Annotated in this window: 22 protein-coding genes; 11 read left to right on the top strand and 11 right to left on the bottom strand. The window is 61.3% G+C overall.

The annotated features are described in order from the left end of the window. Positions 1 to 8 precede the first annotated feature (8 nt). The 3 genes from C163_RS14945 to C163_RS14935 are packed head-to-tail and all read right to left on the bottom strand — an operon-like array spanning position 9 to position 1,496. Positions 9 to 452, bottom strand: a complete 444-nt coding sequence (locus C163_RS14945) for a DUF421 domain-containing protein (RefSeq protein ID WP_025339511.1) — start codon at positions 450 to 452, stop codon at positions 9 to 11. A 9-nt stretch (positions 453 to 461) separates the two neighbouring features. Beyond that, positions 462 to 968, bottom strand: coding sequence for a hypothetical protein (locus C163_RS14940; RefSeq protein WP_025339510.1), 507 nt, complete (start codon positions 966 to 968; stop codon positions 462 to 464). A 24-nt stretch (positions 969 to 992) separates the two neighbouring features. Further along, positions 993 to 1,496, bottom strand: coding sequence for a CinA family protein (locus C163_RS14935; protein WP_025339509.1), 504 nt, complete (start codon positions 1,494 to 1,496; stop codon positions 993 to 995). A gap of 187 nt (positions 1,497 to 1,683) precedes the next feature. Here C163_RS14935 and C163_RS14930 point away from each other — a divergent pair, with 187 nt between their 5' ends. From C163_RS14930 to C163_RS14920, 3 genes are all read left to right on the top strand, one after another. Next, complete coding sequence (locus tag C163_RS14930) at positions 1,684 to 1,917, top strand: PLDc N-terminal domain-containing protein (protein WP_004376302.1); 234 nt, start codon at positions 1,684 to 1,686, stop codon at positions 1,915 to 1,917. Positions 1,918 to 2,230: 313 nt separating this feature from the next. After that, complete coding sequence (locus C163_RS14925; protein WP_025339508.1) at positions 2,231 to 2,914, top strand: DUF2238 domain-containing protein; 684 nt, start codon at positions 2,231 to 2,233, stop codon at positions 2,912 to 2,914. Positions 2,915 to 3,262: 348 nt separating this feature from the next. Beyond that, positions 3,263 to 3,748, top strand: coding sequence for a glycine zipper domain-containing protein (locus C163_RS14920; RefSeq protein ID WP_025339507.1), 486 nt, complete (start codon positions 3,263 to 3,265; stop codon positions 3,746 to 3,748). A gap of 151 nt (positions 3,749 to 3,899) precedes the next feature. Here C163_RS14920 and C163_RS26535 read toward each other — a convergent pair whose 3' ends face one another. Next, positions 3,900 to 4,301, bottom strand: coding sequence for a GFA family protein (locus C163_RS26535; protein WP_081742282.1), 402 nt, complete (start codon positions 4,299 to 4,301; stop codon positions 3,900 to 3,902). Between the two features lie 432 nt (positions 4,302 to 4,733). Between C163_RS26535 and C163_RS14915 the strand changes: the two genes are divergently transcribed. After that, a complete protein-coding gene (locus C163_RS14915) occupies positions 4,734 to 5,684 on the top strand; it encodes an IS110 family transposase (RefSeq protein ID WP_025337292.1) in 951 nt (316 codons plus the stop codon). A gap of 217 nt (positions 5,685 to 5,901) precedes the next feature. Here the strand turns inward: C163_RS14915 and C163_RS14910 are convergent, their stop codons facing one another. The 6 genes from C163_RS14910 to C163_RS14885 all read right to left on the bottom strand — a co-directional run bounded on the left by C163_RS14910 (position 5,902) and on the right by C163_RS14885 (position 10,801). Then, the gene (locus C163_RS14910; RefSeq protein ID WP_025339506.1) at positions 5,902 to 6,261 is read right to left on the bottom strand and encodes a cupin domain-containing protein; all 360 of its coding nucleotides are present in this window, start codon (positions 6,259 to 6,261) and stop codon (positions 5,902 to 5,904) included. Further along, positions 6,258 to 6,851, bottom strand: a complete 594-nt coding sequence (locus C163_RS14905; protein WP_025339505.1) for a GNAT family N-acetyltransferase — start codon at positions 6,849 to 6,851, stop codon at positions 6,258 to 6,260. The genes C163_RS14910 and C163_RS14905 overlap by 4 nt, the downstream gene beginning before the upstream one ends. 564 nt (positions 6,852 to 7,415) lie before the next feature. After that, positions 7,416 to 8,660, bottom strand: a complete 1,245-nt coding sequence (arsJ, locus tag C163_RS14900; protein WP_025339504.1) for an organoarsenical effux MFS transporter ArsJ — start codon at positions 8,658 to 8,660, stop codon at positions 7,416 to 7,418. Positions 8,661 to 8,669: 9 nt separating this feature from the next. Further along, positions 8,670 to 9,674: an ArsJ-associated glyceraldehyde-3-phosphate dehydrogenase gene (locus C163_RS14895; protein WP_025339503.1), complete on the bottom strand. Its 1,005-nt coding sequence runs from the start codon at positions 9,672 to 9,674 to the stop codon at positions 8,670 to 8,672. A 23-nt stretch (positions 9,675 to 9,697) separates the two neighbouring features. Continuing rightward, positions 9,698 to 10,414, bottom strand: coding sequence for an arsenical resistance protein ArsH (gene arsH / locus C163_RS14890; RefSeq protein ID WP_025339502.1), 717 nt, complete (start codon positions 10,412 to 10,414; stop codon positions 9,698 to 9,700). A gap of 30 nt (positions 10,415 to 10,444) precedes the next feature. Further along, on the bottom strand, positions 10,445 to 10,801 hold the full coding sequence (locus C163_RS14885; RefSeq protein ID WP_025339501.1) for a metalloregulator ArsR/SmtB family transcription factor: 357 nt from the start codon (positions 10,799 to 10,801) through the stop codon (positions 10,445 to 10,447). A 425-nt stretch (positions 10,802 to 11,226) separates the two neighbouring features. Here C163_RS14885 and C163_RS14880 point away from each other — a divergent pair, with 425 nt between their 5' ends. The 3 genes from C163_RS14880 (at position 11,227) to tcuB (ending at position 14,912) form a co-directional block, all read left to right on the top strand. Next, positions 11,227 to 12,147, top strand: a complete 921-nt coding sequence (locus C163_RS14880; RefSeq protein ID WP_025339500.1) for a LysR family transcriptional regulator — start codon at positions 11,227 to 11,229, stop codon at positions 12,145 to 12,147. 148 nt (positions 12,148 to 12,295) lie between these two features. Then, on the top strand, positions 12,296 to 13,750 hold the full coding sequence (gene tcuA / locus C163_RS14875; RefSeq protein ID WP_025339499.1) for an FAD-dependent tricarballylate dehydrogenase TcuA: 1,455 nt from the start codon (positions 12,296 to 12,298) through the stop codon (positions 13,748 to 13,750). Then, positions 13,731 to 14,912, top strand: coding sequence for a tricarballylate utilization 4Fe-4S protein TcuB (gene tcuB, locus C163_RS14870; protein WP_025339498.1), 1,182 nt, complete (start codon positions 13,731 to 13,733; stop codon positions 14,910 to 14,912). Before tcuA ends, tcuB begins: the two co-directional genes overlap by 20 nt. A gap of 60 nt (positions 14,913 to 14,972) precedes the next feature. Here the strand turns inward: tcuB and C163_RS14865 are convergent, their stop codons facing one another. Beyond that, a complete protein-coding gene (locus tag C163_RS14865; protein WP_013972231.1) occupies positions 14,973 to 15,866 on the bottom strand; it encodes a LysR family transcriptional regulator in 894 nt (297 codons plus the stop codon). A 147-nt stretch (positions 15,867 to 16,013) separates the two neighbouring features. Here C163_RS14865 and C163_RS14860 point away from each other — a divergent pair, with 147 nt between their 5' ends. The 4 genes from C163_RS14860 (at position 16,014) to C163_RS14845 (ending at position 21,220) form a co-directional block, all read left to right on the top strand. Continuing rightward, positions 16,014 to 17,093 carry a 4-oxalomesaconate tautomerase gene (locus tag C163_RS14860; RefSeq protein ID WP_025339497.1) on the top strand — a complete coding sequence of 360 codons (1,080 nt, stop codon included), beginning with the start codon at positions 16,014 to 16,016 and terminating at the stop codon, positions 17,091 to 17,093. Between the two features lie 73 nt (positions 17,094 to 17,166). Continuing rightward, complete coding sequence (gene dctA, locus C163_RS14855) at positions 17,167 to 18,480, top strand: C4-dicarboxylate transporter DctA (RefSeq protein WP_025339496.1); 1,314 nt, start codon at positions 17,167 to 17,169, stop codon at positions 18,478 to 18,480. A 123-nt stretch (positions 18,481 to 18,603) separates the two neighbouring features. Further along, positions 18,604 to 19,908, top strand: a complete 1,305-nt coding sequence (locus C163_RS14850; RefSeq protein WP_025339495.1) for a CitMHS family transporter — start codon at positions 18,604 to 18,606, stop codon at positions 19,906 to 19,908. A 58-nt stretch (positions 19,909 to 19,966) separates the two neighbouring features. Next, the gene (locus tag C163_RS14845) at positions 19,967 to 21,220 is read left to right on the top strand and encodes an OprD family porin (protein ID WP_025339494.1); all 1,254 of its coding nucleotides are present in this window, start codon (positions 19,967 to 19,969) and stop codon (positions 21,218 to 21,220) included. Positions 21,221 to 21,259 lie beyond the last annotated feature (39 nt).

Below are 21,259 nucleotides of genomic sequence, written 5' to 3'. Positions count from 1 at the left end.
CGGCAGGGTCACTCCTGCGGGATGATCGAGATCTTGCCGTTGCGCTCGACGATGGCGAACTTGATCTGCCCGACGCTTTCGATGCCCTGGCTGTCCCGCGCCGATTCGAGAATGTCGTCTTCGGTCAGCCGCGCCCGCCGCATTCGGTGGTGGAGAAAGCGCCCATGGTCCACGACCAGTGTCGCGTGGCCGTCGACCAGCCGGGCCAGGCGCCTGGAGTTGAGCTTGGCCAGCGACAGGCCGACATCCAGGACGATCAGTGTGGCGATCACCAGCATGGCGTTGGTGAACGAGAAGTCCTCGCCGAGCAATGCCTGCTGGGTTGCTTCGCCGATGATCAGCAGCAGGACGAAGTCGAAGGTGGTCAAGTCTGCCAGCGAGCGCCTGCCAGCCACGCGAAACAGCAGCATCAGCGCGATGTACATGCCTGTCGCACGGAGAATGGAGTCCATGTCGCGCTCCTACGGGTAGAGAAAGGTCGAGAAATGCACTGCGCTGCCCGGGCCGGCGCTGACAACTCCTTCGAGCGTGCCGACGTATTCGCTGCGCAGGGTGAGGTAGAGGGTGGCGATACCCTCTTTGCTGGTGCCAAGCTGGAGCAGAAGCGACCTGCCATGGGAACGCGACACTTGCGGCTCTGGCTGCAGCGTTTCGATGCTGGCTTCGCGTAGCAGGGTCCCCCCGAGCAACAACATCACAGGCTCCCCGGCAGTACCGCGAACCGTGATGCGCAGGTTGTCGGTGGTGCCGCTGCGGCTGAGGCGCTGATACTCCACATGCACCCGGCCGTCCTCACTCATGTCCTGGGCGTCACTGAGCGGACCGTTGCCGAACAACCCGGCCAGGCCCAGCAGCACGACCAGCACCAGCGCGTACCATCCCACCCGTTCGAAACGCCAGACCCGCTGCTGCATTCGCATGTCTTCTTCGACGGGGTAATGCCTTGAAGCCAACTCGTCTTCGTCCATGCTCGTAGCCCTTCACGTAGCCCCTCAGGCGCGCTCACCGCGCAGCCAGCGTTGGTGGTAATGGGCCAGGTGCGACAACCCGTAGAGCGCGCCTTGGCGGATTACCTCCGCGCGCTCGCCAAAAAAGCGCTGGCTGCGAGTGAACACGGCCAAGGGCTCGCCGGCAAAGGCCCAGGCAAAGCACACCGTGCCCGGGGCGATGGCATCCTGCGGCTCCGGCCCGGCGACACCCGTGCTGGCGATGGCGACGGTGGCGTCGCTGTCTTTCAATGCGCCGAGCGCCATCTCCCAGGCTACCGCCTCGCTGGTCAGGCCGTAGCGTTCGATAGTCTGCGGGCTGACGCCGAGCAGGCGTTTCTTGGCACTGGGCGAGTACACCACGTAGCCGCTTTCCAGTACCTCACCGGTCCCCGGCACTGCTGCCAGCAGCGCAACCATGGCGCCGGCTGTGCAGGATTCTGCCGTGGTCAGCACCAGCTTGTGGGCCTTGAGGTAATCAAGGGCCGCGAGTACGGGGTCGGTCGTCATGGCCGGTCACTCGTGCGTTGTTTTTTGGTGGACGTGTTTCCTGCGGGATTGGTTCATTGCTTGTGTACCACCCATCAATGGTGGGGAAAGCTTCCTGAACTTTGTTCCGCTTGCTGGCTTCCTCTGGGTAGTAGGGTGGTAGCGCGGGCCACGCGCTGCTGCCGGAACAACCGGAGGAGAAGTGATCATGACCGAGCCTGTGACGTATTTCTGGATCGCTGTTGCGGCGATCATCGTGTTGCTCGATCTGTGGGCCATCGTCAGTGTTTTCCGCAGTGACAAGAGCGATGTGACGAAGGCGATGTGGGCACTGTTGCTGTTGGCGCTGCCCATTGTCGGCCTTGCCATCTGGGGCGTGCTTGGACCGCGTGGAATCAAACGCGGTACCGGGCCGTCGTCGCCTGAACATAGCAAGGGGTAGGAGGGGAGATGAAGAAAGGATCGGAGACACCTCGCAGCGGAACCCAAGGCGAAGAGGAACGGGACAATGATGCGCAGCGTCCTGATGGGTCAACTGGCACGTCCCATGATTCCACTGCGCAGAAAACAGCTCGTGATAAAGCGCAACGCAAGCGTTGAGCGGGCCGTGAGCAGTTGAGCGGTGCAGCAGGGCTTCACCCGCGCCCACGGGCAAAGTGCCTTCGTGAATTCGGCGCGGTCCCTGTGGGAGCGGGCAAGCCCGCGAACACCGGCGAAGCCGGTGCCATGAGCCACGTCAAACCGAGCGTGAAGCCATGACCAAGAATCCAGCGTTGCAAACAAGCTTTGCCCCGTCGGCCACGCCACGGCAGGCTGCGGGCTTGCTGGCATCGGCCACGTTGATGGTGCTTGCCTCGGGGGTTGCGCCACATGACCGTGCAGATTGGTGGCTCGAAAACGTTTTGCCGCTGGCACTCCTGCTCACCTTGGCTGCAACCAGCCGCTATTGGCGCTTTTCGTGGCATGCCTACCTGGCAATCATGGTGATGCTGGCGATTCATGAGCTAGGCGCGCATTTCACCTATGCCAAGGTTCCCTATGACGCTTGGCTGCGTGCGCTTACCGATCACTCTCTGAATGCCTGGATCGGCTGGCAACGCAACCAGTTCGATCGTCTGGTGCATCTGAGCTACGGCCTTCTGTTCGTCTTGCCGATCAGGGAACTGCTCCAGCGCCAGGCCCTTTTGCGGGGCGGCTGGTTGGCGTTGTGCGCTGTTTCTTTCGTGCTTGCGACATCGGCGCTCTACGAACTGCTGGAATGGATAGGCGGCCAATACCTGGGCGATGACCGGGCACAAGCCTTTCTCGCGACCCAGCAAGACCCTTGGGATGCGCAAAAGGACATGGCCTTGGCTTTGCTCGGCGCACTTTTCACCTTGTTGATCCAGTGGTTTGGGTCACGCAAGCTTTGGGGTAGAAAAGTAGTGTTTGTGGAGTAGAGGCACAGCTGACGGGGCAGGACTTATCGCAGTGTAGGAGCGGCCTTGTGTCGCGAAAGGGCTGCGAAGCAGCCCCAGGGTTTCGGCGCAGACGCATAAGTTGCTGGGGCTGCTTCGCAGCCCTTTCGCGACACAAGGCCGCTCCTACAGGGCCAGCAGGTAGCATCCAGCGCGACACTGGACAGGCCTTTCGCAATCAGCCTGTGACCAGCGAAAATCCCTAAAGTTTCCGTTGGGAAAACAGTAACTTGGAGAATTTTTCCAAGTCGTGTCACTCGTCGGATTTCCATTGTAAGGCCCTGTGCAGAGCCTCAGGATCGCCTCCGTATCCCTCTGAGGCTTTCACATATGAAGTACTCCTCGATTCTCTTGTTGTCACTTGGCCTGCTGAGCGGCGTTGCGTCGGCAGGCGGCAATACCGAAGCAGGTATAGGTGGCGCATTGGGTGGAGTATTGGGCTCGGTAGTCGGCCAGTCGATCGGCGGCAGCACCGGCTCGGCAATCGGCGCCGGCCTGGGTGGCGCGGCCGGTGGTGCGGTGGGTGCCGACAAGCACAGCCGTGGCGAGGCGGCCATTGGCGGCGCACTGGGTGCAGCTGGCGGTAACGTGGTGGGTCGCAAGATGGGCGGCACCACTGGCAGCATGATCGGCGCAGCAGCCGGTGGCGGTGTGGGTGGTGCCTTGGGCAACCACATGGGCCGGGAATACGATGACGAGAGCGGGCATCGCTATCGTGATTATGACGACGATGACGATGATCGGGGCTGGCGCCGTCACCGCCACGACCGTGGCAATCACTACGGCTGGCGCAACAAACACCGCCACGACGACTGACCCCCGCGTTACAGGCCCATCGCAAGGGCTGGCCGCAGCAATTGCGGCCAGCCAGGCCAATACCTCCAGCGCCCCTTGCTCCAGGCACCTGCTATGAAGTCCCCCCAGATTTGAACTGCATGAAAGAGGGGACGCTATCGATCTTGAGTCTTCAGTCAACCTGAGGATGGGCATTGGGTAGTTTGTACCAGGGGACTGCGCAGTCCACGTGAACATGCTTCTGCTTCCTGGGTAGAAACGGGGTATCGAGCGTACCCAGCGCTATCGAAACCCAGTCAGCAAACTCACCCTCGAGGCGTGACCAGAACAAGGTCGAACCGCACTCGGCGCAGAACTCGCGCACTACCGTCGGTGATGAAGCAAAAGCCTTGATGCTGTTGGCGCCGCGAAGTATTCGCAGCATGCTGCGTGGAACGCTGCCGTACGAAGCGAATGCGGCCCCGTGACCTTTGCGGCACTGGCTGCAATGGCAATGGCTCACTGCCTTTGGCGGGGCGAGTAGCTCGTAAGTGACCGCTGCGCACAAGCAGCTTCCCTGGAATGTCTCTGTCATAGGCGCTTCCGTGCAGGTAAGGAAAACAGCGTAACCGCCTCGGCTGGATCAGTCGACTGGCCGTTCGTGGCCATTCTCGACCTCAGGATCAGTAGTGATCTCGTGGGGGGGGGCTTGCCATGAAGTGGCGGGCTTGGCTTCAGCAACAGGGGTTACCCTAATGCCGGTCAGTTAAGCAAATTGGGGCCGCTTTGCGGCCCTTTCGCGACACAAGGCCGCTTGTGTCTTGATGGGGGATTAGAATTTGGAGTGAGAGCGGTGAATGGCAAGCTGAATGCCGTAGGTGCCTTGAGCACGTGTGGGAGCAAAAGCTGCCATTCACCGTTCCACTTTGGCGAGAGCCCGAACAGTTGGATGCGGCTCTGATCTCGAATCACAAGCGTGGGCCAAGCCAAAGTCCTCTCACTGTGTTGAGTTTAGGAGGTTTTGGTGATGGCTTCCTTCTTGGGTATCGATGTTTCCAGTCTCTCCCTTGATGCTGCGGTGCGGCCACAGGGCATCAAAATGCATTTAAGCAATGATCCAACAGGGTTTGAGGCGCTACTGGAGAGCCTTCGCAAGCTCAGTATCAAGCGCGTCCTGTTAGAGGCGACGGGTGGCTACGAGCGAGATGTCATGTGTTTTCTACAGGACGCTGGCTACAAGGTCATACGCGTCAATCCCAGGCGAGCCAGGTCATTCGCTGACTCTTTAGGCATCAAGGCCAAGACTGACGCCATCGACGCCGAGGTTCTGGCGCACTATGCCGAAGTCATTCCAGATCAACCCTCTCTGCGAGTCAGCCCCGAACGAGCGCTTCTGCGAGAGTTGCTTCAGCAACGTGATCGGATGGTTCAACAGCGAGATGACGACCTGCGGCGCCTGAAGCAGGTGCAATCGACTGCAGTTGCTAACTACCTGAATGCCAACCTGAAACACTTCAAGGCGCAGATCAAACGGGTTGAGTGTGAGATCGAACAGCAAATCGCGATGCTGAACGACGAACGGGTTGCCCAGCTGATCAAAGTGAAAGGTATTGGGATGGTGACAGCGGGCAAACTAATAGCGCTGCTGCCGGAGCTAGGTCGGGTTGAGTCCAGAGAAATTGCCTCCCTGGTTGGGGTGGCGCCCTTCAACCACGACAGCGGGAAATTCATGGGCAAGCGCTCTATCTCTGGCGGGCGATTTGCGGTCAGGCGATCGCTGTACATGGCATGCCTTGTGGCGATGAAATACAACCCAGCACTCAAGGCTCGTTATCAGTCACTGCGGGAGCGCGGAAAACTTCCCAAAGTCGCTATCGTGGCCTGCATGAGAACGTTCATCGTGCGGTTAAATGCCATGCTCAGAACGGGTACATCATGGCTCGATCTAGTGCTACCGCAGCCTGAAGGTACAACGTAAATCCAGAACGCAGCGTGAGCCGCCTGGAAGCGGGCTTGCCCGCGAAGCCAACACCGTGGTGGATGGCACGGGCTTCGCCCGTGTTCGCGGGCAAGCCCGCTCCCACAGGGATCGCGCCAGCTTTTTGAAATTGAGCAAGACAGTTGCTCCCACAAAGGCTTTGTTCCATGCGCGAGAGCGCAGCCATGAGGTAGAGGGCTGTTGTGGCCTGCCGCGCCTAGTTCGCGGGCAAGAGAATCACGAAGTTCTTTTTCATGTCTTCCAGCACGGTCCATTTGCCCTTGGCGCCCGGTTCGATGATGAACGTGTCGCCAGCGGCCAGTTTGATGGGGGCGCAACCCTCAAGCTCGATGACGCAGCATCCACTCAGGACATGGCAGAACTCCCAAACCTTGTAGTCGATGCGCCACGCTCCGGTGCTGGCTTCCCATTCTCCGGAAATGCGACCTTGCTGTTCATCGTGATAGTACTTGGACGTCAGCGTATGAGGGGTGCCTTCCACCACCTCTTCAAAAAAGGGAAGGTCGCGTATCGGTTGGATATCCAGTTCGCGGAACACGGTCAGTTTCTTGTTCATGGCTTTTTCTCGAGCACGTTGTGGTTAGGGCGATACATCAAATAGGCTTCACCGGTTACGCCCAGCATCGGGTGCGGAACGATCTGGCAGGTTTTAACAATTTGAAAACCGTGACGTTCGTAGAAGCGGCGTGCACCGTGGTTTTCTGCATAATCGATCAGGCATAGCCCATTCAGGCCCGACTCCTCGGCGCGCTGCTGGGCGTGGCGAAGAAACTGGACGCCCAGCCCCTGGCTGCGCCAGGCCTCATCCAGGGCCAGGCTGGATATGTACAAGGTGTCGGGTATTTCCATGTCGGAATAAGGCGCGAGGACCGGGTCTGTCTCGACAGGCCTGTCAGGGGTCTCGCGCAAGGCATAGCTATGCATCATGCCGATGACACGCCCTTCGAAAGTGGCCATCAGGCAGTTCTTGTAGGAAAAGTCGCCCTGTTCCCTGGCATAGCGAGACGCACCGACACTCAGCAGTGCTTCCCCAGGTGCGGCAAGCTTGCTCCATATGTAATCGGCCATGCCCTCCGATGTCAGTTGAAAGAAGCGCGCAATATCGTGCGCGTCCGAGGCTTGAGCGGGCCTGAAGTCGATAGGCATGAACAGTGCTCCCATGGGACCGGGTGGTTTGTTTTCAAGGATTACGCCTTTGGCAGTGAGGCAGGGTAGGCGGGTTGAGCGGTGCCCATCATGCTGTGGGCGAACACCGTCAGCACGGTGTGCGACGCTGTCCCATGCGCAAAGGCATGCCGGCATCTGTAACCGGGGCCGCTTCGCGGCCCATCGCCGGCAAGCGCGGCTCCCACAGGTACAGCGCATGCATGAAGGCTGGTGATATTCCCGAGGAAGATTGCCCAGCCCCTTTGGGCTGCGCTGTCGCGCAGAGAACAAATATCGCTCGTCTGACACGTACTTTGTAGGAGCAGCCTTGTGCTGCGAAGAGGCCGGTACAAGCAACAGAGCGTGGATCAGTGTCCGCGCTGGGTCTAACTGATTTTGTAAGCGCGACGCGTACTCTGTGGGAGCGGGTTTACCCGCGAAGCAGGCGCCGCGGTGGATGGCACCGGCTGTGCCGGTGTTCGCGGGTGAACCCGCTCCCACAATGATTTCTGTTGGGCAGAACGACAGCCAAGGATCGATTGTGGGCAGCTGTGGATCACCCCTTTACCTTTTCTCTTCGCTAGCCTGGAGCACCCCGCCAGCATGCCTTGGCAATGCGATAGAAATCAGGGCAGCCAGCAGAACAAATACTGTGGAGATCCACAGGCAGGCTCCCAGCCCGTAAGCCTGGAATACCCAACCGGAAAGCAGCGTACCGACCAGCCGCCCTAGCGCGTTGGACATGTAATAGAAGCCCACATCCAGCGATACCCCGTCTTCCTTGGCATAGCTGACGATCAGGTAGCTGTGCAGCGACGAATTCACGGCGAACAGCACGCCGAACAGCATCAGCCCGCCCAGAAGCACCACCTGCGCCGACCAGCCAGCCGACAGGCCCAGGGCGATAAGCGCCGGCAGCCCGGCAAGGGCAATCGCCCAGATGAAGGCTGCGCGACCGTCGGGCACATGGCCGCGTTTCTTGCCAGTGATGTGGGGTGCAAGCGACTGGACGATGCCGTAGCCGATTATCCATGCAGCCAGGAAGCCGCCGACCAGCCAGAAGTCCCAGCCAAAAGCCGTGCTCAGATACACCGGCAAAGCCACGACGAACCAGACGTCACGGGCGCCAAAGAGAAACAGCCGTGCGGCCGAGAGAATGTTGATGGCCCGGCTCTTGGACAGCATGTCGCGGAACTTCGGTTTGGCCTTGGCCTTGCCCAGGTCTTTCTTCAACAGGATCAGGCTGCCGATCCAGATCAATGCCAGTACCGCCGCCATGGCCAGCACCGCCAGGGTGAAGCCGAGCAGGGCGAGCAGGGCACCACCAAGGAAGAAGCCCACGCCCTTTAGCGCGTTTTTCGAACCGGTGAGAATGGCTACCCACTTGTACAGGGTGCCTTGCTGGCTGTCCGGCACCAGAAGCTTGATGGAGCTCTTGGCGCTCATCTTGTTCAGGTCCTTGGCGATGCCGGACAGCGCCTGTGCCGCCATCACCCAAGGCACTGTCAGCCAGGCTGCTGGCACCGTGAGCATCAGCAAGGCCAGCACCTGCATGCCCAGGCCGATGTTCATGGTGCGGTTGAGCCCCAGGCGGGCGCCGAGGTAGCCGCCCACCAGGTTGGTGATCACGCCGAACACTTCATAGAACAGGAACAGCGCCGCGATCTGCAGCGGCGTGTAGCCCAACGTATGGAAGTGCAGTACCACCAACATGCGCAACGCACCGTCGGTGAGGGTGAAGGCCCAATAGTTGCCGGTAACCAGCAGGTACTGACGCACTTGTGCAGGCAGGGCTGACAACGCCTTCATGATCGCCGGTTACTCCGCCGTGCCCACCAAGCGTGCCAGTTCAGCTGCACGGTTGGCGTAGCCCCACTCGTTGTCGTACCAGGCGTAGATCTTCACCTGGGTACCATTGACCACCAAGGTCGATAGTGCATCGATGATCGAGGACCGTGGGTCGGTGCGGTAGTCGATGGATACCAGGGGGCGCTCTTCGTAGCCGAGGATACCCTTCAACGGGCCTTCGGCAGCCGTCTTCAGCAACGCATTGACCTCTTCAGCCGTTGTCTCGCGCGCCACCTCGAACACGCAGTCGGTCAGCGAGGCGTTGGCCAGCGGTACACGCACGGCATGGCCGTTCAGCTTGCCGCGCAGCTCGGGGAAGATCTCGGCGATTGCGGTAGCCGAACCCGTGGTGGTCGGGATCAGGCTCATGCCCGAGGCACGGGCACGACGCAGGTCCTTGTGTGGCGTATCGAGGATGCTCTGGGTATTGGTCAGGTCATGGATGGTGGTGATCGAGCCGTGGCGGATGCCCAGGTTCTCGTGAATCACCTTGACCACCGGGGCCAGGCAATTGGTGGTGCAGGAAGCGGCGGTGACGATACGGTGCTGCGCCGGGTCGAACAGGTGCTGGTTGACGCCCATCACCACGTTCAGCGCGCCTTTCTCCTTCACCGGAGCGCAGACCACCACGCGTTTGACGCCCTGATCCAGATAGGCCTGGAGCACCGCTACCGACTTCATCTTGCCGCTGGCGTCGATGACCAGATCACAGCCCGACCAGTCGGTGTCGGCGATCGTCTTGTTCGCGGTGACCTTGATGCGCTTGCCCTCGATCACCATCGAGTCGCCTTCTGCCCGGGCTTCACGCTGCCAGCGGCCGTGGACCGAATCGAAGTTGATCAGGTGGGCGTGAGTCTCGGCGTCGCCGGCCGGGTCATTGATCTGGACGAATTCGAATTCCGGCCAGCCCCAGGACGCGCGCAGCGCCAGGCGACCGATACGGCCAAACCCATTGATGCCTACTTTGATTGCCATGGTCTTGTTCTCGAGTTGTGACTTCAGATGGATCGTTGATTGACACGCCTGGACAGTTCCTCGGCCGACTCCTTGCGCTCGGAGTAGCGGTCGACGAGGTAGTCGGCGCGGTCGCGCAACAGCAGGGTGAACTTCACCAGTTCTTCCATGACGTCGACGACACGGTCGTAGTACGGGGACGGTTTCATGCGGCCCGCTTCGTCGAATTCCAGGTAGGCCTTGGGCACGGACGACTGGTTAGGGATGGTGAACATGCGCATCCAGCGGCCAAGCACGCGCAACTGGTTGACCACGTTGAACGACTGCGAACCGCCGCATACCTGCATGACCGCAAGGGTCTTGCCCTGGGTCGGCCGTACGGCGCCCATGCTCAGGGGGATCCAGTCGATCTGCGACTTGAACACACCAGTCATCGCGCCATGACGTTCCGGGGAGCACCAGACCATGCCTTCCGACCACAGCACCAGGTCGCGCAGCTGCTTGACCATCGGATGGTCATCCGGCGCGTCATCCGCCAATGGCAGGCCGGACGGGTTGAAGATTCGCGTCTCGGCACCGAAGTGCTCCAGCAGGCGGGCGGCTTCTTCGGTCAGCAGGCGGCTGAAGGAGCGTTCGCGGGTCGAGCCGTACAGCAGCAGGATGCGAGGCTTGTGGGTGGACTGCTGCTCGATCGCCAGTTTCTCGGCTGTCGGCACATCGACCAGGTCGTTGTCGATGTTGGGAATGTGGTGTTCGGTCATGGTTTCACTCTGCAGGGCAGTGATGGATGGTCAGCAGCAGGTAGCCACGCGCTGAGGGCGGTCACCCATGGTGTCCAGTCGTTTGGCGCTGGTGCTCAACCATTCGCGATTGGCCCCCAGCGTTGTTACCAGGACATCGCGTACCCAGGTGGGCAGTTCTGGATGCAGGCGGTAGTAAACCCACTGGCCCTGACGGCGGTCTTCCAGCAGGCCACAGGTGCGCAGTTGTGCGAGGTGGCGGGAAACCTTGGGTTGGCTTTCTTCCAGGGCGCAGATCAGTTCACAGACGCACAGCTCTTCCTCACGAGCGATCAGCAGCATCATCCGAATGCGGTTCTCGTCGGCGAGGCATTTGAAGACCTGGGTCGGGGTCAGCGAGTCAGTCATGGCAGTTCTCGGTGTTTGCTTTTCATGCTTGATATATATGGTTTTTCAAATATACGATTTTTCGCATGTATTGCAAGGCCTGCCAGATTGATTTCTGCAGACGAAAAGAAGGCCTTGCAGGAGATCGCCCAGCCCTTTGGGCTGCGCTGTCGCGCAGAGAACTCAATTCGCAAGCGCGACGCGGCCTCTGTGGGAGCGGGCGTGCCCGCGAAAATTCAACGCGGTGGTTGGCACCGGCTGCGCCGGTGTTCGCGGGCACGCCCGCTCCCACAGAGGCCCTGCTCAATCATCCAGCTATATGCAGTTCCATGAGGGCGGGCCAGTCCGTTCCACCGTAGCGTCCTGTCGATCAAGGCTTGACCGCCCACGCTGTGCAAATACGTTTAACATGCTCCAGGCCTGCCCCCATCGTTGAAGAGATCTGTATGGAGTTACGTCAGCTTCGCTATTTCCTGAGTGTTCTGGAGTACGGCAGCCTTGGCAGGGCGGCGGTCGAGCTCGGGGTCGGCGCCTCCGCACTGAGCCAGCAACTGTCGAAGCTGGAGAGCGAGGTGAGTACCCGGCTTTTGACGCGTTCGAGCACCGGCGTAGCGCCGACCGCGGCCGGACTGGCCTTCGAATACCATGCGCGCCTGGCGCTTCGTCAGGCGGAGCATGCTGTCCTGGCGGCACAAAGTGGTCGCATGAGCGGCTATGCCAGCGTGGGGCTGGCACCGACCACTGCATCGATCCTTGGCTTGGCGTTGATCGACAGGATGCGCGAACGCTATCCCGACATCCGGCTGCACCTGGTGGAGATGCTGTCTGGTTATCTTATGAACCAGCTCAATGCCAGGCACCTCGACCTGGCGGTGCTGTTCCAGGCAGAGACGGGGCCGCGGCTGGAGGTACGGGCGCTTCTGACGGAGCGGCTGTTCGTGCTGGTTCCCGCGCCACTGGTCAAGGACGGCTGGGGCGAGTCGCTCACGTTGCAACAGATCGCGACGCTGCCGTTGGTTATGCCAAGCACGCAACACGGTCTGCGAACGACGTTGCGCTCGATTTTCGAGCGGGCAGGGCTGGAGGCCAGCATCGTCATGGAAGTCGATGGTTTGTCGCTGTTGATGGATTGCGTGTGTGCGGGCCATGCCGCCACCATCCAGCCCGGCGCGACGGTGGCCCGGGCGCATCAGGCGGGCCTGCGCGTGTTTGCCATCGATGAAGCACAGGCGCAGCGTCGCAATGTCATTGTCAGCCTGACCGATGACGAGCTCTCGCCGGCAGCGTTGGCAACGCGGATCGTACTGCAGGAGGTCGCTCGGGATCTGGTGGAACAGGGCCGATGGCCTGGGGCCCGGCTGCTTTGACCCGGATTCTGGGTACGCTCATCCAGCCCCTTTAGAAAAACTGAATGCCTCCCCCCGACCATCGCGTTTCGCGGTCTGCGGGCGCTCATTAAAGTCCCCGGTCACGAGGAGCAGCCGAACATTCGGCTCTTCGTGATCTGGAGGCGAAATGATCGATGTGCTAGTCATCGGAGGGGGCAATGCCGCCCTCTGTGCCGCGCTGATGGCGCGAGAGGCCGGAGCCAGCGTGCTGCTGCTCGAGGCCGCACCCCGCGCCTGGCGTGGTGGCAACTCACAACACACGCGTAACCTGCGGTGCATGCATGATGGCCCCCAGGACGTACTGCTCGAGGCGTACCCGGAAGAGGAGTTCTGGCAGGACCTGCTGAAGGTCACAGGTGGCCAGACCAACGAAAAGCTTGCGCGCCTGGTGATTCGCGCATCCTCCAGCTGCCGTGGGTGGATGCGCCGGCATGGCGTGCATTTCCAGCCCTCGTTGTCTGGTGCGCTGCACACCGCACGGACCAATGCCTTCTTCATGGGCGGCGGCAAGGCGCTGGTCAATGCCTACTTCCGCAGCGCCGAAAACCTTGGCGTACAGATACGCTACGACACACCGGTAGCCGACATTGAACTGCGAGACGGACGCTTCGTTGCGGCCCATGTGCCGACACGCGAGGTTCAGGGGCGACAACTGCCTGCCGAGCGCATCGAGGCGCGTACCTGTGTGCTTGCCGCCGGCGGCTTCGAGTCCAACCGTGAGTGGTTGCGCGAAGCGTGGGGGCAGAACGAGCGAGGGGAGTGGCCTTCGGACAACTTCCTTATCCGTGGTACGCGTTTCAATGACGGTGTGCTGTTGCGCCGCATGATCGAACAGGGCGCCGACACGATTGGCGACCCGACCCAGGCGCACATGGTGGCGATCGATGCTCGTGCGCCGTTGTACGACGGCGGCATCTGCACGCGCATCGATTGTGTGTCGCTGGGCGTGGTGGTCAACCGCGATGGCCAGCGCTTCTACGATGAAGGCGAGGATTTCTGGCCCAAGCGCTATGCCATCTGGGGGCGCCTGGTGGCGCATCAGCCTGGGCAGGTGGGGTTCTCTATCATCGACCAGAAAGCCCTCGGGCGCTTCATGCCACCGGTTTTCCCGGGCGCCACCGCCGATAGCCTGGAGGCGTTGGCCGGCCTGCTCGGTTTGCCTGTGCAGGCCTTCCTCGAAACCGTGCATGCCTACAACCGAGCCTGCCAGGTGGGCACTTTCGACCACACCCGGCTGGACGACTGTCACACCGTTGGCCTGGAACCGGTGAAAAGCCACTGGGCGCGCCCGATCGATACGCCCCCCTACTACGGCTACCCGCTGCGCCCTGGCGTGACTTTCACCTACCTGGGGCTGCGCACCGATGAAACCGCCGCCGTCCATTTCGACGGGCGTCCCAGCCCGAACCTGTTCGTTGCCGGTGAAATGATGGCGGGCAATGTACTGGGCAAGGGCTACACCGCAGGCGTCGGCATGTCCATCGGCACCGCCTTCGGCCGTATCGCCGGAACCAGCGCTGCTGCGGCGGCGGGTTACGAACATCCAGAAAAAGAGAAGAGCCATGACTGCGCAACTGCCTGAGCCACGCCAGCCTGACACCGCCGGGCCGGCCCTCGAACTGATCCCGGTGTTGAACGTCGAGGAGCAGGAAGTGGACCGGCAAATGCGGATCTGCAATGCCTGCCGTTACTGCGAGGGCTTTTGCGCCGTTTTCCCGGCGATGACCCGCAGGCTGGAGTTCGGCAAGGCAGATATCCATTACCTGGCCAACCTGTGCCACAACTGCGGCGCCTGCCTGCATGCCTGCCAGTACGCGCAGCCCCACGAATTCGCGGTGAACGTGCCCCAGGCGATGGCCAAGGTGCGCGGGCAGACATACGCCGAGTACGCCTGGCCGGCCCTCTTCGGGCGGCTGTACAGGCACAACGGCACCTATGTCGCCAGTGCATTGGCCGTAGCCTTGTCGCTGTTCCTGCTGCTGACCTTGTTCGTCAACGGCACGCTGCTGCCCGGGCGGTTGGCTGGGAATTTCTATGCGGTCTTCCCGCACAACACCCTGGCGCTGATGTTCGGTAGCGTCTTTGTCGCTGCAGGCTTGGCTCTGGCGGTGGCGGTACGTCGCTTCTGGCGTTCGGTCTCGCCTGCCGAGGCGCTGGCGCAACCGGCAAAAGGGGCTGTGCTTGAGGCATCAAGCGCGGCGTTGACCCTGAAATACCTGGACGGCGGGCACGGCCAAGGTTGCAACAACGCCGATGATCGCTACACGCTCTGGCGCCGTCGCTTCCATCACTTCACCTTCTACGGCTTCATGCTGTGCTTTGCCGCCACGGTGGTCGCCACCGGGTATCACTATCTGCTGGGCCAGCAGGCGCCGTACCCGCTGTTGAGCGCACCGGTGTTGCTCGGAACCCTGGGCGGAATTGGCTTGATTGTCGGGCCGGCCGGGTTGCTGGCGCTGAACCTGCGCAGGGCGCCGGAGCAGGGCGATGTGGCCCAGCGCCCCATGGACCGCGCCTTCATTCTGCTTCTGCTGTTGGTCAGCGCCACAGGCCTCGCCTTGCTGGGCCTGCGTGATACCGCAGCGATGGCGATCGTGCTGGCGCTTCACCTGGGGACGGTGATGGCGCTGTTCATCACGCTGCCCTATGGCAAGTTTGCCCATGGCCTGTTCCGCAGCGCGGCACTGCTCAAGTTTGCAATCGAGAAGCGCCGCCCCAACAAGCTGGGCCTGGGCGGGGAGTGAACCATGAACTCAGCCCGTATTTCCCCTGCGCCGTGCCGAGCCGGAAGCAAGGCATTTCGTTCAACGGTTGGGCCACTTGTCCAGCAGGATCGACACGAACTTCTCCGCTGCCGGCGACAGCGACGCCCCTCTGCGGTAGACCAACCCCAGGGTACGGGTTACCTGGGGTTCGATCAGCGGCACGCTGACCAGCGTCGGGTGGTCGGCGCTGGGCATGGCCAGGCTGGGCATGGCCGACACGCCCAGCCCGGCCTCGACCATGCCCAGCGAGGTGGACAGGTGCTGAACCTCGTAGAACCACTTGGGCCGCAGGTTGAGACCGGACAGGGCATGGTCCAGCAGCATCCGGTTACCGCTAAGCCGGCCTACGCCAATCAGGCGGTAGTCGGCCAGTTCTGTCCAGGTGACGGCTTCACGGTTCGCCAGCTTGTGGTCCCTGCGGCAGGCCAGGACGAAATGTTCCTGTACCAGGGAGACGAACTCGATGTCCGGGTGCTGGCCGCTCATCATGTTGATGCCGAAATCGGCTTCACCCCGCAGCACGGCTTCGAGCCCGTCGTTGGCACTGAGGTCCAGCAGACGAATGCGGATCTTGGGGTATTGCTCGTTGTAGTCACGGATCACCGACGGCAGGAAATAGAACGCTGCAGTCGGAATACAGGCGAGGGTTACCTGACCGGTCTGTCGTTCTGCGAGTTCGCGAATGCTCAGTATCGAGTCTTCGAAGTCATCCAGCAGGCGCCTTGCCTTGGGCAGGAAGTCACGCCCGACGCTGGTCAGGCTGACGCGACGAGTAGTGCGTTCCAGCAACGAAGTGCCCAAGCCTTCCTCGAGCTTCTTGATCCGCCGGCTCAAGGCGGGCTGCGACAGGTGCAACGCTTCTGCGGCTTCGTGGAAGCTGCCGAGTTCGGCGATTTTCACGAAAGATCGTATGTCTTGCAGCTCATATTCCATCTCGGATCGCTCTTGGCAGTCAGTTCTGAATTGATGCTTAGATCGCAATAATAGCTACGATATTTGCATTGGATTGATTTATCCATCCCTGTCAATCTTTTGTCCACAGCATCAATGATGTCCATTGATCAACAAGAGTGCGAAATCATGCAACGAATTCCTTGCGTACTCATGCGCGGTGGCACCTCCAAGGGCCCCTTTTTCCATGCATGGGACCTTCCTGCCAATGTGGTCGAACGCGACGAATTGCTGATCAACCTGATGGGTGCCGGGCATGAACTGGAAATCGACGGCATCGGTGGCGGTAGCCCGCAGACCAGCAAGGTAGCGATTGTCAGCCCCTCGCTGCATGCCGACGCCGACGTCGACTACCTGTTCGTGCAGGTCATGGTCGCCCAGCGCCGGGTCGATACCGCGCCCAACTGCGGCAACATGCTGTGCGCCGTTGGCCCGTTCGCCATCGAGCAAGGTCTTGTCAAAGGCCAGGACGGCAAGACGCTGGTGCGTATTCGCAACCTCAACACCGGCACTTTCGTCAATTCGCTGGTGGAAACCCCCGGCGGCATCGTGCGCTATGAAGGCCGCACGGCGATCGATGGCGTACCGGGTACTGCCGCCCCGGTGCACCTGACCTTCCTCGATGCGGTCGGCAGCAAGACCGGCAAGCTGTTCCCGACTGGCAAGGCCAAGGATGTGATCGACGGCGTTGCGGTCACCTGCATCGACATGGCCATGCCGATGATGGTGGTGGAGGCCAGCCAGCTGGGCGTCACCGGCTCGGAATCCCCGGCCGAACTCGACGCCAACGGCGAACTGCTCGAGCGCCTCGAGGCGTTGCGCCTGAAGGCAGGCAAGGCCATGGGCCTGGGCGATGTCAGCGGCATGGTCATCCCCAAGCCTGTGCTGGTGTCCAAGCCCCGCTATGACGGCACATTGCAGGTTCGCTACTTCATGCCGCACAACTGCCATCGTGCCTTGGCCATCACCGGTGCGATAGGGCTGGCGACTGCCTGCGTCAGCCCAGGTACGGTAATCGGCGAACTGCTGGGCGAGGGTGCCGAACAGCTGGCCGAGGTTCGCCTGGAACACCCAAGCGGCGGTATCGATGTCGCGCTGTCACGCAGCGGCGCCGATGGCAAGACGATTCAGGCCTCTGTGGTGCGAACCGCCCGGCGGCTGTTCTCAGGCTTCGTTTACGCGCCTACATTCCGCAGGTTGGCGGGGTAGGCCCAGGCGGTAGTCCAGACCTGTACATTCGCAACAAGCGCATCCGCACAATTTCAACAATGGGTGATGCCTCATGAGACTCGCCAAATCGCTGTACTTCCAGATCCTCTGCGCCGTCCTGCTGGGCGTGGTGGTCGGTCACTTCTGGGCGCAACAGGCCGTTGCGCTCAAGCCCCTGGGTGATGCGTTCATCAAGCTGATCAAGATGATGATCGCGCCGGTGGTCTTCTGCACCATCGTCACCGGTATCGCCGGGATGACCGACAAGCGCTCCCTCGGGCGTTTGATGAGCAAGACCTTGCTGCTGTTCCTGGTATTGACTGTCATCAGCCTGATGATCGGCCTGGCAGCGGTATACCTGTTCCGCCCTGGTGTCGGCATGAACATCGACCCTGCCACGCTAAGCACCGCGGGGCTCGGCCAGTACGCCGCATCTGCGGCGAAGCTCAGCGTGGTCGACTTCTTCATGCACATCATTCCCGACACCTTCATCGGGGCGTTCAACAAGGGCGAAGTGTTGCCGGTGCTGTTCATCGCGGTGCTCAGCGGTTTTGCCCTGTCGTCCATGGGCGAGAAGGGCAAGCCGGTACTCGATGTGCTGGAATCTGCCTCGACCATGGTGTTTCGCATCTTTGGCTACCTGATGCGCTTCGCCCCGGTCGGCGCCTTCGGTGCGCTGGCCTTTACCGTCGGGCAGTACGGCGTGACGTCCCTGGGGGCACTGGCCAAGCTGGTCGGTACGCTCTACATCGCCTGTGCGTTCTTTGTGCTGGTGGTGCTCGGTGGTATCTGCCGTGCTCACGGCTTCAGCCTGTGGAAGCTGCTGCGCTATTTCCGCGAGGAGTTTCTGGTGGTGCTCGGCACCTCGTCCACCGAGCCCGTGCTGCCGCGCATGCTGGAGAAACTGGAGAAATTGGGCTGCAAGAAAGGCGTGGTCGGGTTGGTATTGCCAACCGGTTACTCCTTCAACCTCGACGGTACAGCCATCTACCTGTCGTTGGCGGCAGTCTTCATCGCTCAAGCCTGCAACATCGACCTGAGCCTGGGCCAGACGGTGACGATGCTGGCGATCATGCTGTTGTCGTCAAAAGGCGCAGCGGGTGTGACCGGCAGTGGCTTCGTTGCACTGGCTTCGACCTTGACCGTGATTCACGACATCCCGTTGGCAGGGCTTGCCTTGCTGATCGGCATCGATCGCTTCATGTCCGAGGCGCGTGCCCTGACCAGCCTGGCCAGCAACGCCGTGGCCACCGTGGTCATCTCGCTGTCGGAGAATGCCTGTGAACGGGAAACCTTGCTGCGCCGCCTGAACGGCATTCCGGCTGCACCGGACGAGGCGGATATTGCGCAGGCCGACTGGTCTGCCGAGCCTCGGCATCACAGCTGAAAGCCTCTTCCATCTCCCATTGTTGACTTAAAATCCCACTCAGCATCCTGGCGATGCCGAGTGGGGTAGGGGGCCGTCTGCCTTGCCGATGGCCGCAATAGAATAAAAACAAGAGAAAAGACCATGCTCGCACTCCTGGGCCTGATCATGGTGGTGACCTTCACCTACCTGATCATGAGCAAACGCCTGTCGCCAATCGTTGCGCTCACCGTGGTACCCATTGTCTTCGCTGTGATCGGTGGCTTCGCCCCCGAACTGGGCAAGATGATGCTCGATGGCTTGAAAATGGTGGCGCCCTCGGCAGCGCTGTTGCTGTTCGCCATCCTGTTCTTCGGCCTGATGATCGATGCCGGCCTGTTCGACCCGCTGATCCGCAAGATCCTCAAGCGCGTCAATGGCGACCCGGTCAAGATCGCCATCGGTACCGCGCTGCTGTCGCTGCTGGTGGCGCTCGACGGTGACGGCACCACCACCTACATGATTACCTGCGCGGCCATGCTGCCGCTGTACAAGCGCATCGGCATGAACCCGATGATCCTGGCCACGGTATCCATGCTGTCGCTGAGCATCATGAGTGGCATGAGCCCTTGGGGTGGGCCGGCCACCCGGGCCATTGCCGCGCTCGGGCTGGATGCGACCGAGTACTTCATCCCGATGCTGCCGACCGTGATCGGCGGTGCGGCCTGGGTGGTGTTCACCGCCTTCCTGCTGGGCCGTGCCGAGCGCCGACGCATCGGCAACATCGCCCTGGAGTCGGGTGGCGGCAACTGCTACATCAAGGAAATCCTCGGCGACAACCCGCACAAGCGCCCACGCCTGGCGTATGTGAACCTGGTGCTGGTGATTGCCGTCATGACGGCGCTGGTGATGGGCGTCATGCACTCCGCTCTGTTGTTCATGATCGGTTTCGTCGCAGCGCTGATGATCAACTACCCACAACTGGATCTGCAGAAAGAGCGCATCCTCGCCCACTCCGGCAACGCCATGACAGTGGTACTGCTGGTGTTCGCCGCAGGCATCTTCGCGGGGATCTTCTCGGGCACCAAGATGGTCGATGCACTGGCGCAGACCCTGGTCGACTGGATTCCCGAGGCTTGGAGCCACTGGTTCCCGCTGGTGGTGGCGCTGACCAGCATGCCGCTGACCTTCGTACTGTCCAACGACGCTTACTACTTTGGCGTGGTGCCGATCCTTGCCAACGCTGCGGCCGCCTACGGCATCGACCCGGTTGAAATCGCCCGCGCCTCGGTGCTGGGGCAGCCAGTGCACCTGATGAGCCCGCTGGTGGCCTCGACCTTGCTGCTGGTGGGCATGGTCGATCGCGACATCGGCGACTTCCAGAAGGCCACCGTGAAATGGGCGGTGCTGACATCACTGGTCATCACCGCACTGGCCTTGGTCACGGGTGCCTTGTCCTTCTTCGTCTGATCTGCTTCGGGCGCCGCTGGCGCCCACCTCATCCAAGAACAACAACAGAGTATCGAAAATGTCCCGAACTGTTTTCCGTGGGGCCACCTGTGGCCTGCTCTGCGGTTGGCTGCCTGTGGCCGGCGCTGCCGGATTCATCGACGACGGCAAGCTCAAGCTGCAGCTGCGCAACGTTTACTTCAACGAAAACTTCCGCGACGAACAAGGCATGAGCGCCCGCGCTGCTGCAACTGCAAAGAGCGAGCGTGTGGAATGGGCACAGGGTTTTCTGCTCGACTACCAATCAGGGTTCACCCAAGGCCCGCTGGGGCTGGGGCTCGATGCCCTGGGGCTTGTAGGCGTACGGCTCGATTCGGGCCGCGGGCGCAGCGGTACCGGCTTGCTGCCGGTGCATGACGATGGCCGTGCCGCGGACGAGTTCGCCAGTGCCGGTGTGACGGCCAAGGCGCGACTGGGGCAGACCATCGTCAAGCATGGCACCTTGCTGCCCAAGACACCGGTGCTGGTGTACAACGATGCGCGATTGTTGCCTCAGACCTACCAGGGTACGCAGCTGACCAGTACCGATGTCGATGGCCTGACCCTGACCGCCGGCCACCTGGACCGCTTCAAGCAGCGGGACTCCTCGGACAGCACCGGTCTGTTCCTCGATGGTTACAGTGGCGGCGAGTCAGGCGATTTCAGCTTTGCCGGGGCCGACTATGCCATCAGCAAGCAGCTGCGCTTGAGCTATTTCCACGGCCAGCTCGAACACTTCTATCGGCAGGACTATGCCGGCCTGGTACACGATCTGCCGTTGGGTGGAGGGGTGTTCACCACCGACTTGCGCTATTTCAAGAGCCGCGACAGCGGAGCCGCTCATGGCGGCCAGATCGACAATGACATGTTCAGCGGGCAGCTGTCCTATACCCACTCCGGGCACACTGTCGGTGCCGGTTACCAGGTGCTCGACGGCGAGGCTGGGCTGCCGTACATCAGCGGCGCGACGGTTTACTCGTTCAGTAACGTTGGCATAGGCAAGTTCATCGAGGAGGAAGAGAAAACCTGGATGGCGAGCTACGCCTACAACTTTGCAGCGGCCGGTGTGCCCGGGCTGACCTTCATGGCGCGTTACCTGAGCGGGGACAACGGTCGTTCCGGTGATGCCGGGCTCAGCGAGTGGGAGCGTGATGTGGAGCTTGCCTACGTGGTGCAATCCGGGCCTGTGAAAGGTCTGGGTGTGAAGCTTCGCAACTACGTCTACCGCTCTGACTTTTCCCGAGGGCGCGACAGCAACCGGATCTACCTGACCTACGATATTGCGATCTGGTAATGCGGCCGTGCGAGCATGCATGCTTCGAGGTGCTTGCTC

The sequence above is a fragment of the Pseudomonas sp. FGI182 genome, assembly GCF_000511325.1.
In the GTDB taxonomy this organism is placed as follows: Bacteria; Pseudomonadota; Gammaproteobacteria; order Pseudomonadales; family Pseudomonadaceae; genus Aquipseudomonas; species Aquipseudomonas putida_Z.
Note: the sequence above shows the minus strand (reverse complement) of the source record. Positions and strands in the feature narration are given on the sequence as shown.